The following is a 12,738-nucleotide window of genomic DNA, read 5'->3' on the forward strand; positions in this document are numbered from 1 at the left end:
TGCCTGTAACTGTTGCCTTGATCTCCAGCTTCTCTGTAAGCCAGAGGCGTAATTGACTTATTCGCACCTTCCTTAGTTAGAACCTCTTTAACAATTGTAAAAACTTGACACTAAAAATATAAAAAAAGACCCTTGTGCTACACACATTAAGTGATACAAGGAGTGAGCAGGTGAATTGATGGCGTCAACGAATGGCTATTTTTCCGCGCATGGGAAGTCTGTAATATCCGAAGCCGAAAATGTAGAGGAGAGTGATAAATATATCCTCAACTCTTGGGATCGATGTCGATATAAATACAAAATAGCCCCTAAGTCGGATGTTCAACTCGTGTCGATGACCGAGTCTGAAACGAAGCAGTGTCGTGAACCGATGGAGAAACTCTTAAGTGACTCTAAAGCGGTTTTTGATAAAATTAGGGGTATCTCTAAGCAGGGTGGCTATGCCGTTCTGATCACCAATGCTGAAGGCGCTGTGATTAAGTCCTATGCGGATTCGAGTGCCAGCCATGAATTGGAAAAAAAGGGGCTGCGTTCTGGCACGATGTTGGCTGAGAAGCTTATTGGCACTAATGGTGTCGGTACGTGTTTAACTGAGCGCAGCCCGGTAACGGTGTTCGCAGAGGATCATTATGGTTTTAATTTACATAATTTCAGTTGTTCTGCGGCACCGCTTATTTCACCCGATGGTAGCCCATTTGGTGCGCTAGATATTTCAACATTCGCGTCGGGCAACCGGCTCTATCAGGCATTAGCGTTAAATCTTGTGTGTGAAACCGCAGACGAGATTGAAGCAATCGTGTTTAAAAATGCTTATGCACATCAGCGTATTATCAGTTTTTCGTTATCCCCAGTCCGGGCTTTGAGCTCTGCCTTACTCGCGGTGAATGATGATGGCACCATTATTGGCGCGACAACGCCTCTATTGCTAGCCCTCGGTTGCCGTGAACGGTATGACCTCGTTGGGAAGAGTTTTGATTTGTTGTTTGATCAGACAATCGAGCAATTGACGCCATCCACTGTTGAGGTGCATGTGCTGCTAGCGCATAGGCTTAAGGTGTTGTATGCAACCTTACTGACGGGCTCAACTAAACAGACAGCGGATATTATACTGAATCGGGCCGTAAAGCCTGTCGGTGTCGACCATGAAAGCAATCGCGTTAGCACTCCGTTACTGGAGGCGGCGGGAAAAGAACCTCATTTAATAAAACAGGCCGGGCGTTGCCTGCGGGTCGTCAACAAAGGCATGAGTACTCTGCTGTTGGGTGAGACGGGAACAGGTAAAGAAGTCTGGGCGAGGGCTCTGCATGAAAGCAGCGATCGAGCAGATAAACCCTTTATTACGCTTAATTGTGCGGCGATTCCTGAATCATTGATTGAAAGCGAATTGTTTGGTTACAGTGCCGGTACATTTACCGGGGGGTTGAAGGCCGGTAAGGTCGGAAAAATACAGGCGAGTCATGGCGGTACTTTGTTTCTTGATGAGATTGGTGATATGCCACTTGAACTTCAAGCAAGCTTACTGCGCGTGTTAGCTGAAAGTGAGATTATTCCGCTAGGTGAGATTCACCCGGTCAAGGTTCAGCTAAATATTATTTGTGCGACCCACCGTGATTTGAAAGAACTGGTTAGCCGAGGTGAGTTTCGAGAAGATCTATATTATCGCATTAGCGGCTTTCAAGTGGCCTTGCCTAGTTTACGGGATCGAGGCGACAAGCCGGTTATTATTGACAAGGTGTTGCGGACACTCTGTTTAGATGAGGAGAACGCTGATAACGTCCAGGTCGAGCCAGAAGCGCTGCAAGTGCTGTGTCAATATCAGTGGCCGGGTAATATTCGTCAGTTGAAGAATGTCCTGCAATATTCGATGTGTATGCGTGAAGGGGATCGGATTAAAGTTGACGATCTTCCCGATGAAGTCTTTGCCGCCCCGGCTATTGAGCGCCAGTCTGGCCATCGTTCATCGACGCCGCCAGAACGTGTGGCGTCTATCGTGGGCGTATCGGAAGCGTTATCGGAGAAAGAAGTATTAGAAACCGCACTGGAACAGAATCGTTGGGTGGTTACCCGTACAGCAAAAGCGCTGGGCATCAGTCGTTCTACACTGCATCGCAAAATTAAAAAATATAACCTTCTCGTCGATGAAACGGGCTAGGCAACGCTTTAGAGTCGCAACGGGCTATTTGAGTCGCGAACACGCGTATAGTGTTCAGTAACGGAATTTGACGGCGCTTTAGCGTAAGGTTGACTACAGACGTTCAGCGTTGATGCATAGATCGTTCGCTTTGATGGTGTAGGAAGGTGATCGCTGTGTTCAAGAATACTTAAAACGACAACCTAAAAACCGTTAGCCATAAACGACTAATGCATGATTAAAAACGCGTGGCATGTTCTGCTAGCTGCTCTGCTGAAAAACGATAAATCGTCATCTCATCAACACTGTAAGCCCCCATTTTTCGATAGAAATTAATGGCGGGTTCATTCCAGTCGAGACAACCCCATTCTAAGCGTTGGCAGCCGCGCTGCAGTGCTAGTTTTGCCATGTAAGCGATCATGATTTGTCCCAGCCCTTTGGATTGAACCTGTTGATCAATAAAAAAACCGTCTATATACAGGCCTGATTGTCCTGTGAACGCGGATGAGTTTTGATAGAAATAGATAAAACCAACCGTTTCTCCGCCCAGTTCGCCAAAAATAGCTTCCCCTTTGTTCTCACTTAATAATTGGTGAATACTCGCTTCGGTGGCCGTTATCTTATCCAACATTTTTTGATAAGCGCCGAGTTTTTTCATGTAAGCAACGACGAGAGCCGCATCATCGGGTGTGCCGAGGCGCAGCTGAAAACCATCATGTCGTGTCTGTATGACATCCATATCGTTATCCTTGAATTGAACGGATTGACCGTTTGACGATAAATAGTGTTGCGACTGAATAATATTCAGTCATGACGATAAGCGTTGGGTAGCTTAAGTTTAAACATAATCGCTAACGCCCGCAGAATAAAGGCAACGAGAAAACCGCCGATGAGATCGTAACTATAGGGTAGGTTAAGACTATTTAATATGAGATAGGTAACCGAGCCGGCCAGCATCGTGGTGATATACAGTTCTTCATTCATTAGTGTGAGGTTGCTGCCACAGAGAAGATCACGGGCGATACCGCCGAAGCTTGCGGTCATGACGCCCATGCAGACGGCAATCAAGGGCGAGGTGCCAAATTCTAGGCCTATCTCTGTGCCGACCACGGCAAATAGGGCAATACCAACGGCATCCATCCACAGGAGTGCGCGAGTGAGTGAGGCTAGTTTGGGTGCAATAAAATAGGTGATCGCTGAGGCCACTAGGCAGGTGATGATCCAAATAGGTTCACGAATCCAGAGAACCGGTAGTTTACCCAGCAGCACATCTCGCAGGGTGCCGCCGCCCAAGCCGGTCGCCGTGCCAATCAGCATAAAGCCCAGAATATCCATTTTTTGACGAGCCGCATCCAGTGCGCCTGAAATAGCAAATACGGCACCGGCTGAAAGTCCCATGATGTTGACCACGGCGGTGATGTCGAAAGGTATCATTATCAGTTATCAAACTCTTTTTCTGTGTATTGTGAATTAGGATGCTTAGATATCAAGCATAGTTGTATTTGAGTAAAAGTCTTTCTTAGACATAACGTCGCGGCATGGTGGCTGCGCCGTCTATGTTGCTTGGAACGCTGAGTCAGCGTTGTCGGTTTATTAAGGGCGTAATCCGTCTTCGATTCAGATCTAATTGCATTAGGTGTTAGACGTTCAAACGATCTATTTTATTGCCTTGAATATCGCCGCCACAGGCGACGGGATCTTGTGATAGCGCTTATTGATAGGTCTTTTTAATAGGTCTTTTTAATAGATCCTTTTACTTTTATAAGGGCTTATTATAAGAGTCCATTAATAGCGCTTCTCAAATTCGGCCGCGTATCATACAGATATTTACGTGGTTACCAATAATTTTCTTTCATCTCATCTATTGCTGGATACATGAAGTCAAAGCGCCATTAAAAAGCTATCCTGAACAGCGTTCCCTAAAAGTTCCATTAAATGGGTGCGTCATTATGTCACGCCGCGGTGCGGCATCCTGTCACATCTTTGCCGTGGACGGCTCATCTACAATAGCGCCAGCTTAATATCTATCGTTGCTAAGGAACGCTGTATGATCAAAACAACACTATCGCTGGCTATTGCTGCGACAATTTCAGCCCCGACTTTTGCCGGTCTCGATGATAAACCGTTAGTGGTTGAGATAACGTCAGGCCTGCCTCAGGTTGAGAATACTGTGCACAGTGAAACCGCTGCGGTGCAAGCATCGCCAACCACGGATGGCGGCGAGTTACTGCGAAGCTTGAGTGGTGTTTCAGGGATTCGTATGGGTGGGCGTGCGATCGATCCCGTGATTCGGGGGCAGAGTCAAACACAGCTCAATATCTTGCTCGATGGTGCCTATATTCATGGTGGTTGTCCTAACCGTATGGATCCACCTACCTCGTATACCTCGGTGGATAGCTATGATAGCGTGACCGTTATTAAAGGTAATCGTAGTGTGGTGTATGGTGGCGGTGGTTCTGGTGGTACGGTGCTGTTTCAACGCGGCTGGCCCATGTTTGATGAAAACGCTTATACGGGCGAATTAAGCGGCAGTTATCAGGGTAATGGTAATCGTTATGAGCTGGGGGCGGATGTTGCGGCAGGCTCTGATGACGGTTATATCCGTGTGATTGGGCATAAAGCAGAAGCCGACAACTATGATGACGGTGATGGTAATGAGGTGCGTTCATCATTTGAAAGCATGTCGAAAACATTGCTGCTCGGTTATCGCTTGACTGAGCTGACCACAATTGAAGCGAGTTACGAACAGCAAGAAGAAAACGACGTACTGTTTGCCGGTGCGGGCATGGATTCTCCCTATGCAAATGCTGATACGACACGTTTAAAATTGACGCATGAGTTTGAACAGGGAGCGTTGCAGCAGGTGCAGTTGGAACTGTATCGGTCTGAAGTTGAACATAATATGGATAACTACAGCCTGCGTCCTGCTGGCATGATGCAGATGCAGGCGCCTTCGACATCGGATACGGAAGGTGGACGATTAATTTTCGATGCGCGCGCTGCTGACATTGATTGGACCTTCGGTGCGGATATACAAAACAATGATCGTAATGCCGAACTGCAGAACAGTGCCGGTGTGGTCAGTCGTTTGCTATGGCCCGGTGTTGAAATTGATCAAACGGGACTGTTTGTTGAGGCGGAAAAGCTGCTGAGCGGAGATGATATTGTCCGTGCCGGTCTACGTTATGATCATGTGACCGCCGAGGCAAACCGCGCTGATGACGTGGTGGGTGGCACCACGCCTCAGGCTATCTGGGCGATGGCAGGTGCCTCTGCCGATGCCGGTGAGCAGCGCAGCGAAGATAACGTGGGTGGCTTTGTGGCTTGGACGCACCGTTTAAATGATGACTATAGTATTGAGTCAACGCTATCACGAAGTGTGCGTACGGCCGATGCAACTGAACGTTATATGGCACGGATGACCACGACGAGTGATTGGATTGGCAATCCATCTATTGAACCTGAAAAACATCATCAACTGGAAGTTAGCCTACAGGGTGATCTCGATGCAATGGATTGGTCTGCCACCGCTTGGTATAACCATGTGAGTGATTACATTCTGCGTCAGACGGTGGCTGCTGGCTCGAAAAGCCGTGATATCTATCGTAACGTTGATGCCGAGCTGTATGGTGTTGAACTCGCAGCGGCGGTTGCACTGAATAATCATTGGCAATGGGGTAATACGCTAACGTGGACCGTGGGTAATAATCAAGACGATGATACTTCCTTATCACGAATTGCGCCGCTGGAATTAAATTCATCCTTGGATTATCAGAAAGATCAGCTGAACGTTGGTGTAGAGTGGCAGTTGGTGGCGAGTCAGAATGATATCTGTCTGGCCGGTAGTAGCAACTGCGGAGGCCAAGATGTGCGAAAAACCCCAGGCTATGGGGTCGTCAATGTGCATGCGCAATATGCATTTGAACGAGGTTTGAACCTGCAACTCGGGGTGGATAACCTAATGGATAAAGCCTATACCGTGCATGAAAGCCGCGATGATTCGATCAATCCTGATCTATTCCAGGTGGCTGAAGCGGGTCGCAGCGCTTGGGTTCGGGTGACGCAATCATTCTAATCGAGTGATCGGTAGGCATCTAGGACGCCGGATCATCTGATCCGGCGGTTTTGTTTGCCTCTCAGGCTTGCTGTTATGACGCAAGTGATACTATCCGAGCAAGATGCTGTCGGGGGAGGTTTCTCAAATGTTCGAGGCTTTAATTAAAAGCTGTACGAGGCGGAGATAGAACCAAAGCTGTGGGTTTCATCTTGTGTATCAAACTCTTGACTGCGAAACACGCGTGCGTAGGAGACTTTCCAATCGTCGATAAGCATACTCGCACCGATACTTAAGTCAGCGACGAAATTCCTTTTATTGACTGAGTGACTGTCGCTGAAGGTATTACCATCAAGGAATATATCCCGAATGACCCAGCGTCCGTCGAAGGCAATAAAGCCGTGTAAACCAAAGTTTTGTTCACGGCTATAGCCGGTTGTAGCTAGCGTGCGAAGGTCTTGACTGCCTGGCGCACTATTATTGCCACCGGGACGTAAGGACGAGGTACCGAAATCATCGGGCAGAAACCAACCGAGACGGAATTCACCACCGGCATTGACATAGGTAGCGACATTTCCCAGGCTCGCTCCGCCATGCCAGATAACGTCATATTCCAGTGCGCCCTTGACGCGTTTGACTGGCGTGCGATATTTGCGTTCGTAAACGATCTGTACGCCCAGTTCGTTATTTAATTGATTATCCCAGCCCTCAAATTTTTCAATGCCACGCAGATCATGTACTAGATTTTGCGCTTCTTGTGCCATTGATGCCGGACCAACCATGCCAATATTCATGATGGCAGAATCCATACGTTGATCGTGCTTCAAATGATAGCCCATGCCCAGATATAGCCAACCGGCATAGGGTCGATCATCGGTGTCTACGGTAGTACGTTTATTGTCCTGAGGCGTAAACATCAGTTGTCCCAGTGAAATCACGAGATTACGGACGATTTCATCCTGATTCCGCGGTGTATCATCGTATAAACCGAGTGGCGCAGTGATATAACGGTTATAGCGCCTCACCCAGACGGGTAAACTTTTATCATCTAGATAACTGGTTAAATCCGGTGAGGTCCAGGAAAAACGAATGCCATTGGTATACTGTTGATCCGTATCGGCGAACAGATCGTTTTCCAAATAAAAGGTGAAGGTTCCTGGATTGGTTTCACTACCAAACAGTATATCAGGATCGGTTAGTAGCGTTGACGCCAGTAGAGGCGAGGGTAACGTGAGTCCTGTAAGCAGTGCTATGGTCGCTTTTTTCATCAGAAGAATAGGTTTCGCTGGGGTTTTTTAATGATGATTTTCCACACAATGATCAGCAGAATCAGCATCAGGATGAAGGACAGGTGCGCCACACTCAGTTGATAGATGTGCCAGTCGGGATAGGGACAAGAGCCGGCATTATCGAGCGTGGTGAGCAGTGCTTTAAAGCTCCCCTGTTCGAGCAACAAAGAGGTGCTCAGCTGACAACTTGAGGGGAGCTGATGACTATCGACAAACAGGCTACGTATGACAGTTACGCAACCTACGGAGATAAGGATTAGATGGATAAACGCCACAAATCGTTGGAAATAAACGTGTCGGTTGACCAGAAAGCTCATCATGAACAGTCCGGTCATCAATAATATAATAATACGGATAACCGAACACAGGGCACAGTCGCTGTTTGCTATCAGTGGTTCGATATAGCTTTCTGTGATGGCTAGACTGCCAACACAGATGCAAAAGCCTAATGCGTTATTTGAACGATATGAGGGTTTAGCTGAGACGCCAAGGGTACTCATATTACTGTCCTGAATTAGGTTACTTTTTAGACCATTGTCCGTTCGGTGTTTGAATATATTGACCAGCCGGCGCGCGTTTAATCAGACGTTCGCCAATACGCAGTTCGATAATATTGATATCGACATCGGCATCGCGAGCGCTTTTAGCATAAGCGGCGCGGCGCTTGGCATTAATATTGTTAACTAAGGCACTGACGTCAGATGAGTGTTTAACAATGCCGAGGTAGCCGTTTAACTGTTCACCGACTGCGCCTTGCTGTTTGGCATCTTCTAAGCTAATGGCCCAGACGGGGGTGATCATCAAGCTGAATAATAAGGTCACGAATGTCAGCATCGTTGTTATCGGTTTCATGTTTCTGCTCCTTAGAATAGATCGCTGTTTTCTTCTAGCAGATTATCAATCTCTTTATCAACTTTAATCAGTATTTCATGTTCGATTTTAACGTTGAGGTTGATCGTGATCGGCTCGTTGGGAACTGCAACTTGTACCGTTGGCGAACAGGCGACTAACGTCATCACTAGGCTGCTGAGTGCCAGCGGTTGTAATAATTTTGGCATAGACATTGCGGTTCTCCGTCAATAGTAAAGCAGGTCTGTGATGCGGTGTTTAGATTGCGCTGACTAATTGTACCGTGTCAACGATACCGCTTCTCTAAGTTTTTCGTCAATTTATCTGTAAATTGAAGCGCTTGTAGCAATTTAGGGATGTTCTCCTCAATATTGATCGTGAAGTCGACGGGGCGACCATTATTCCAGTTTGGGTTATGTCCCTTCAGGTGAGTTTTTAATAGGGCTTCACCGTTGGGTTGGTAATCTAGTTCGATACCGAGACTGTCGTACTGCATATTACGGAGGGCCGCAAAGGCGATGCCCAGTGCCTGATTAGTTTGCGTCAGTGCGAGTAACTCCGGTGGCGGTTCAAAGCGAATCCAGCCGCCATCTGAGGTACTGATAATCTGTCCTCCAATAATCGATAATTCACCGTTGGCGATATGTATCGGCATTTGACCATTCAAGGTGCCGCTACCACTCAGGCCTTGCTGTTGTTCCAAGGCGATCAGTTGAGCTAAGTCTATCCCCGTGACAGCGATGGCGGTGCTCAAGTTTGGCTCATCTAACATTACTGTCACCGGTAGTGTCGTGACGGTGCCACCCAGTAAGTCAACGGTGCTACTGTCTAATTGAAGTTGCTGCTGCCCCGCTAGGTTTTGTGCAAAGCGATAATCGCCCGAGAAATGTTCTAACGGTACCCCAGCATCAATAAAAGCGATCGTTAACTCACCGCTATCATCTAATTTACCTCGGTGGGTCTTAATGGTTTCTGAATGCCAGTTGATATCGTATAGGTGGGTTTGATCATAGCTGAGGTTGAGTTTTTCTGTTTGATTGTATAACCGTAAAGCAATACCGCGGGTATTGATATCGAGCCAGCCTTGCTGAGAGAGGGTGCCAGCGGTGAATACTAATTCGGGCGGAATAGCCGTGGTAAAACGCCGCATGAGCTTTTCGATACCGGTGAGTGGCAGCGCGGTTTTCCAGTTACCACGGGTATGCCCCGTTGCGAATACGGTGGTGGTGACGCCGCTGAGTGTGCTCGGTTGAGTCAGAGCGCTATCGTCAAGCCGAAGCGTAAAACGTTGCCGGAACTCCGTTTCTGATAGGTCGGCTTGGCTCTGTAAGCTAATCTGAGGTAAGGCTTGAGTGCCGTAGCGTCCGGTCATGCGCTGACTGATGAGGTTAGCCTGAAAGCGTTTATTGCTGAGATCGAAGTGCGACAGAGTGAGGTTGATGGGGGCGATTTGAATCACACTATCGGCGAATCCGGCGGCGCTGATACTAACCGGCTGTAAGGTGATGTTAAGGGGAATAGCTGCTAACGAGAGACGCTTTAAATCCAATTGATAATGAGGTGAAAGGGTTGTTTGTACGGTTTGCGGTTTTAATAAAGTCATTTGCACCGCTGCGGTACTGATCTGCGATCCCTTTTGCGGTTGTAGCTGCAGTTGTTGTCCGTTAGCCGAGAAGGCATGTAGCGTAAAGGTTAACTGTTGGCCTTCGAGCGTTAGGCTGACATCCTGCTGCACTGTTAGCTGAGCCACTGAGGGTAATTCAGTCGTTGCAATAACACTGTTGAGTCGATAGTGATGTTGATCACTCGTGTTATCACGTTGCAGATTAATCGTACTCTCCCCAGCGAGTGAAACAGAGCCTGATATGGATGGTAACAGCGCTAGATAGGATTCAAACTCTGATATTAAGCTCGGATGTTGCAGTACTTGAGATAAATGTTCTGGGTAAAGGGTTGTTTGACTGACGGCTTTGAGCTGTTCGGATTGATATGACAGTGATGCTTGCGTTTGCAACGCAATGGCGTCACTGGCATAGACGGAAAGCATCGCTTCGTCTTCATCATTGACGACGAGTTTGATTTGTATATTGCTGGACTCATTGACCTGATCGAGCATTATGTTCAGCTGTTGATTACTGGCTGAAGCACTGCCCGCAAAGGTTAACGGCGTCTGCGCAAGGGTATCTGAATTAAGGGTATTCGAATTAAGGGTAATATTCGCTTTATAATGCAGGAGATTGATGCTGTCAGCGGGTATTTGCGCAAGGATATAGGATGGCAACGGCGGAAAAGGAAGCGCGGTTGCTGTAATCGATTGATCCGTCTCGAGTGGCGTTTGCTGTTTGAGTTGCAGATCGAGTTGTAGCTGTTCGATATCCAGTGAATGGATGCGGCCCGTATTGAATAGAGACCAGAGTGAAAGTTGCAGGTTGATAGTGTCTGCGGTGAGGGTAAAGGATTGTTCCGAGGTATTTTTTTCGAGCTTGAGTTGCTCAATGACAAGACGATTAAAACTGGGCTGACGCAGCGTAAAGTGAGCGTTGATCTTATGTTCGCTCAATGCCTGACGCACACTATACTCTGCGATGGCCGGTAGGGCTGTATACAAACCGGCGATCAGCAGAACAAGAACAACGGTGGCTATCAGTAGCTTGCGCATTGCGTCGTTCCTGTTGTTATTTAATCAATGCCTGAATTAGATGTCATCGAGTTCCATCTCATATAACCGATCAATTGCATCTCTGAGGTGAAAGATAATATCGGTATACTGATCGCTATCGGTGGCAATATCAATATCACTGAGGCGATCGACGGTTTCTTCCAGCGATGCCCCCTCTGCACGGATACCATGATCATTGAGCAACCAATGGGTTAGACCGTAAATCTCTGCTCGGGTTTCAATGCTATCCAGATCAGCGATAAAGTGAGCACGCAGCTGCTGCAATCTCTTGTACAGCGGCGTATCCGCTTGCGTATTCACATAGAGTCTTAACAGCGCATCGGCGTCTTCAATCAGATGATCGGCCGAAGTAGCCGGTTTGTTATCAGCTTGTGGGTTAAGCGTTTCTAGGCTGAAATCACAACCGTTGGCGCGCAGTATAAAAGGCATGATGATCGATCCTCTTGCTCGAGCCTGTTTGAGTCTGAGTTAGCGTATTTTACGCACCACGTTGAGGCCGTCTCGCACGGTGAGAAAAACATTTTCGACATTGGGATCTGCGGCAATAATGCGGTTGGTTTCCACGAGAATATCATCAATCTCCGATTCCGGTTGTACCACTTTGCCAGACCAAAGCACATTATCGAGTACAATCAGGCCGCCGGGGCGAGTCATCTCTTTTACTCGAGTATAGTAGTTGAGGTAGTTGCGCTTATCGGCATCGATAAAGGTAAAGTCGAGCGTTAAATCGAGCTTTTCGATGGTGTCTAAGGCGCGCCCAAAGATAACTTCAATTTTATGGCCGTGTTCGCTACGGTCATAAAATGTTTGTGCGAACTCAATCGCTCTAGGGTTGGTTTCACAGCAGATTAAACGTCCATCATCCGGCATGCCTTCCGCGATCGAGAGGGCAGAATAACCGGTAAACATGCCAATTTCTAAGGCCACTTTAGGTTGATGGATAGCACTGAGCAGTTTCAGCGTGCGGCCGACTAAACGGCCAGAAAGCTTCTGTGGCCAGCCCATATTCTCGTTGGTTTTGTCGATTAGCTCTTGTAACAGGGGCGGCTCTTCACCGGTATGGATAAAAGCGTAATCTTCAATGGCTTCATCAACCAGATATTGGGTCATGCTATCTCTCTCAATGTGGCGGTAATGGCCCGCACGGGATATAACATCAGCGTGGCTGAGTGCGGGGAAATCGGCTGCCAATAATATCACTTTCTGAGCGCTTAGGGATAATTGCATTATGTGATCGGCGCGATACGCTGAATACCTTATTTTTTAGTCGTCAGTGAACGCTCTGCCATAGGTTGAGATGAAAAAATCCCTTACAATACCCGTCTAAATATTTGTCATAGTGGAGTAGCCCCTTGGAACCCCTGATTCTGTTTCTTTTTGCCGGCTTTGTGTCGATGTCGACTGCACTCAGTGCAGGGCAGTTAAATAAACTGCCTGATGCGGATAAGTCAGATTTTCTTAAAAGCCGAAACGGAGCGGTGTGGGTGGTGATGACCGGTAATGTCGGCGCCCTGACGTTGGTTGCCGCATTGGCCTATGGCTTTCGTTTGTTGGATTGGTGGATACCGTTGAGTAGTATTTTTCTTTCTTTTCCGGCTATTTCAGTCGGTGTCACTCAACGTCTTTTCGGTGACAAGGTTAACTTGTTGATTATGCTACCGTTGACCCTTTTATCGGCCGGGCTGCTGTATTATTTCTGGTGATTTTTGTTGCCGCACTGACGCTAGGACATGAT

12 protein-coding genes are annotated in these 12,738 nt (G+C 47.6%); 3 read left to right on the forward strand and 9 right to left on the reverse strand.

From position 1 onward, the window contains the following. Window positions 1-178 precede the first annotated feature (178 nt). The gene (locus tag Q4488_RS13210) at window positions 179-2,152 is read left to right on the forward strand and encodes a sigma-54-dependent Fis family transcriptional regulator (protein WP_303580954.1); all 1,974 of its coding nucleotides are present in this window, start codon (window positions 179-181) and stop codon (window positions 2,150-2,152) included. Window positions 2,153-2,369: 217 nt separating this feature from the next. Here the strand turns inward: Q4488_RS13210 and Q4488_RS13215 are convergent, their stop codons facing one another. Both Q4488_RS13215 and Q4488_RS13220 read right to left on the reverse strand, forming a co-directional pair. After that, window positions 2,370-2,870, reverse strand: coding sequence for a GNAT family N-acetyltransferase (locus Q4488_RS13215; protein ID WP_303580955.1), 501 nt, complete (start codon window positions 2,868-2,870; stop codon window positions 2,370-2,372). A gap of 65 nt (window positions 2,871-2,935) precedes the next feature. Continuing rightward, complete coding sequence (locus Q4488_RS13220; protein ID WP_303580956.1) at window positions 2,936-3,565, reverse strand: trimeric intracellular cation channel family protein; 630 nt, start codon at window positions 3,563-3,565, stop codon at window positions 2,936-2,938. Window positions 3,566-4,178: 613 nt separating this feature from the next. Between Q4488_RS13220 and Q4488_RS13225 the strand changes: the two genes are divergently transcribed. Continuing rightward, entirely contained in the window at window positions 4,179-6,206 is a 2,028-nt protein-coding gene (locus Q4488_RS13225; RefSeq protein ID WP_303580957.1) for a TonB-dependent copper receptor, read from the forward strand. A 143-nt stretch (window positions 6,207-6,349) separates the two neighbouring features. On the opposite strand, the gene Q4488_RS13230 is transcribed toward Q4488_RS13225, so the two are convergent. The 7 genes from Q4488_RS13230 to Q4488_RS13260 form a co-directional block, all read right to left on the reverse strand. After that, a complete protein-coding gene (locus Q4488_RS13230; protein WP_303580958.1) occupies window positions 6,350-7,453 on the reverse strand; it encodes a lipid A deacylase LpxR family protein in 1,104 nt (367 codons plus the stop codon). Next, window positions 7,453-7,974, reverse strand: a complete 522-nt coding sequence (locus tag Q4488_RS13235) for a disulfide bond formation protein B (RefSeq protein WP_303580959.1) — start codon at window positions 7,972-7,974, stop codon at window positions 7,453-7,455. Before Q4488_RS13235 ends, Q4488_RS13230 begins: the two co-directional genes overlap by 1 nt. Before the next feature lie 19 nt (window positions 7,975-7,993). Further along, entirely contained in the window at window positions 7,994-8,326 is a 333-nt protein-coding gene (locus Q4488_RS13240) for a YdbL family protein (protein WP_303580960.1), read from the reverse strand. 11 nt (window positions 8,327-8,337) lie between these two features. Beyond that, complete coding sequence (locus tag Q4488_RS13245; protein ID WP_368411581.1) at window positions 8,338-8,538, reverse strand: YnbE family lipoprotein; 201 nt, start codon at window positions 8,536-8,538, stop codon at window positions 8,338-8,340. Window positions 8,539-8,609: 71 nt separating this feature from the next. Further along, on the reverse strand, window positions 8,610-10,982 hold the full coding sequence (locus tag Q4488_RS13250) for a YdbH domain-containing protein (RefSeq protein WP_303580961.1): 2,373 nt from the start codon (window positions 10,980-10,982) through the stop codon (window positions 8,610-8,612). 36 nt (window positions 10,983-11,018) lie between these two features. Beyond that, window positions 11,019-11,432: a hypothetical protein gene (locus Q4488_RS13255; protein WP_303580962.1), complete on the reverse strand. Its 414-nt coding sequence runs from the start codon at window positions 11,430-11,432 to the stop codon at window positions 11,019-11,021. A gap of 39 nt (window positions 11,433-11,471) precedes the next feature. Continuing rightward, window positions 11,472-12,113 carry an O-methyltransferase gene (locus Q4488_RS13260; protein ID WP_303580963.1) on the reverse strand — a complete coding sequence of 214 codons (642 nt, stop codon included), beginning with the start codon at window positions 12,111-12,113 and terminating at the stop codon, window positions 11,472-11,474. Window positions 12,114-12,355: 242 nt separating this feature from the next. On the opposite strand from Q4488_RS13260, the gene Q4488_RS13265 reads away from it, so the two are divergent. Continuing rightward, window positions 12,356-12,706, forward strand: coding sequence for a hypothetical protein (locus tag Q4488_RS13265; RefSeq protein WP_303580964.1), 351 nt, complete (start codon window positions 12,356-12,358; stop codon window positions 12,704-12,706). The last annotated feature ends 32 nt before the right edge of the window (window positions 12,707-12,738 follow it).

Origin of the sequence: Amphritea sp. 1_MG-2023 (assembly GCF_030547545.1) — a bacterium.
GTDB lineage: Bacteria > Pseudomonadota > Gammaproteobacteria > Pseudomonadales > Balneatricaceae > Amphritea.

Coding starts and splice junctions, on each gene's coding strand:
- Q4488_RS13210 (WP_303580954.1), top strand. CDS start 179: ATGGCGTCAACGAATGGCTATTTTTCCGCGCATGGGAAGTCTGTAATA.
- Q4488_RS13215 (WP_303580955.1), bottom strand. CDS start 2,870: ATGGATGTCATACAGACACGACATGATGGTTTTCAGCTGCGCCTCGGC.
- Q4488_RS13220 (WP_303580956.1), bottom strand. CDS start 3,565: ATGATACCTTTCGACATCACCGCCGTGGTCAACATCATGGGACTTTCA.
- Q4488_RS13225 (WP_303580957.1), top strand. CDS start 4,179: ATGATCAAAACAACACTATCGCTGGCTATTGCTGCGACAATTTCAGCC.
- Q4488_RS13230 (WP_303580958.1), bottom strand. CDS start 7,453: ATGAAAAAAGCGACCATAGCACTGCTTACAGGACTCACGTTACCCTCG.
- Q4488_RS13235 (WP_303580959.1), bottom strand. CDS start 7,974: ATGAGTACCCTTGGCGTCTCAGCTAAACCCTCATATCGTTCAAATAAC.
- Q4488_RS13240 (WP_303580960.1), bottom strand. CDS start 8,326: ATGAAACCGATAACAACGATGCTGACATTCGTGACCTTATTATTCAGC.
- Q4488_RS13245 (WP_368411581.1), bottom strand. CDS start 8,538: ATGTCTATGCCAAAATTATTACAACCGCTGGCACTCAGCAGCCTAGTG.
- Q4488_RS13250 (WP_303580961.1), bottom strand. CDS start 10,982: ATGCGCAAGCTACTGATAGCCACCGTTGTTCTTGTTCTGCTGATCGCC.
- Q4488_RS13255 (WP_303580962.1), bottom strand. CDS start 11,432: ATGCCTTTTATACTGCGCGCCAACGGTTGTGATTTCAGCCTAGAAACG.
- Q4488_RS13260 (WP_303580963.1), bottom strand. CDS start 12,113: ATGACCCAATATCTGGTTGATGAAGCCATTGAAGATTACGCTTTTATC.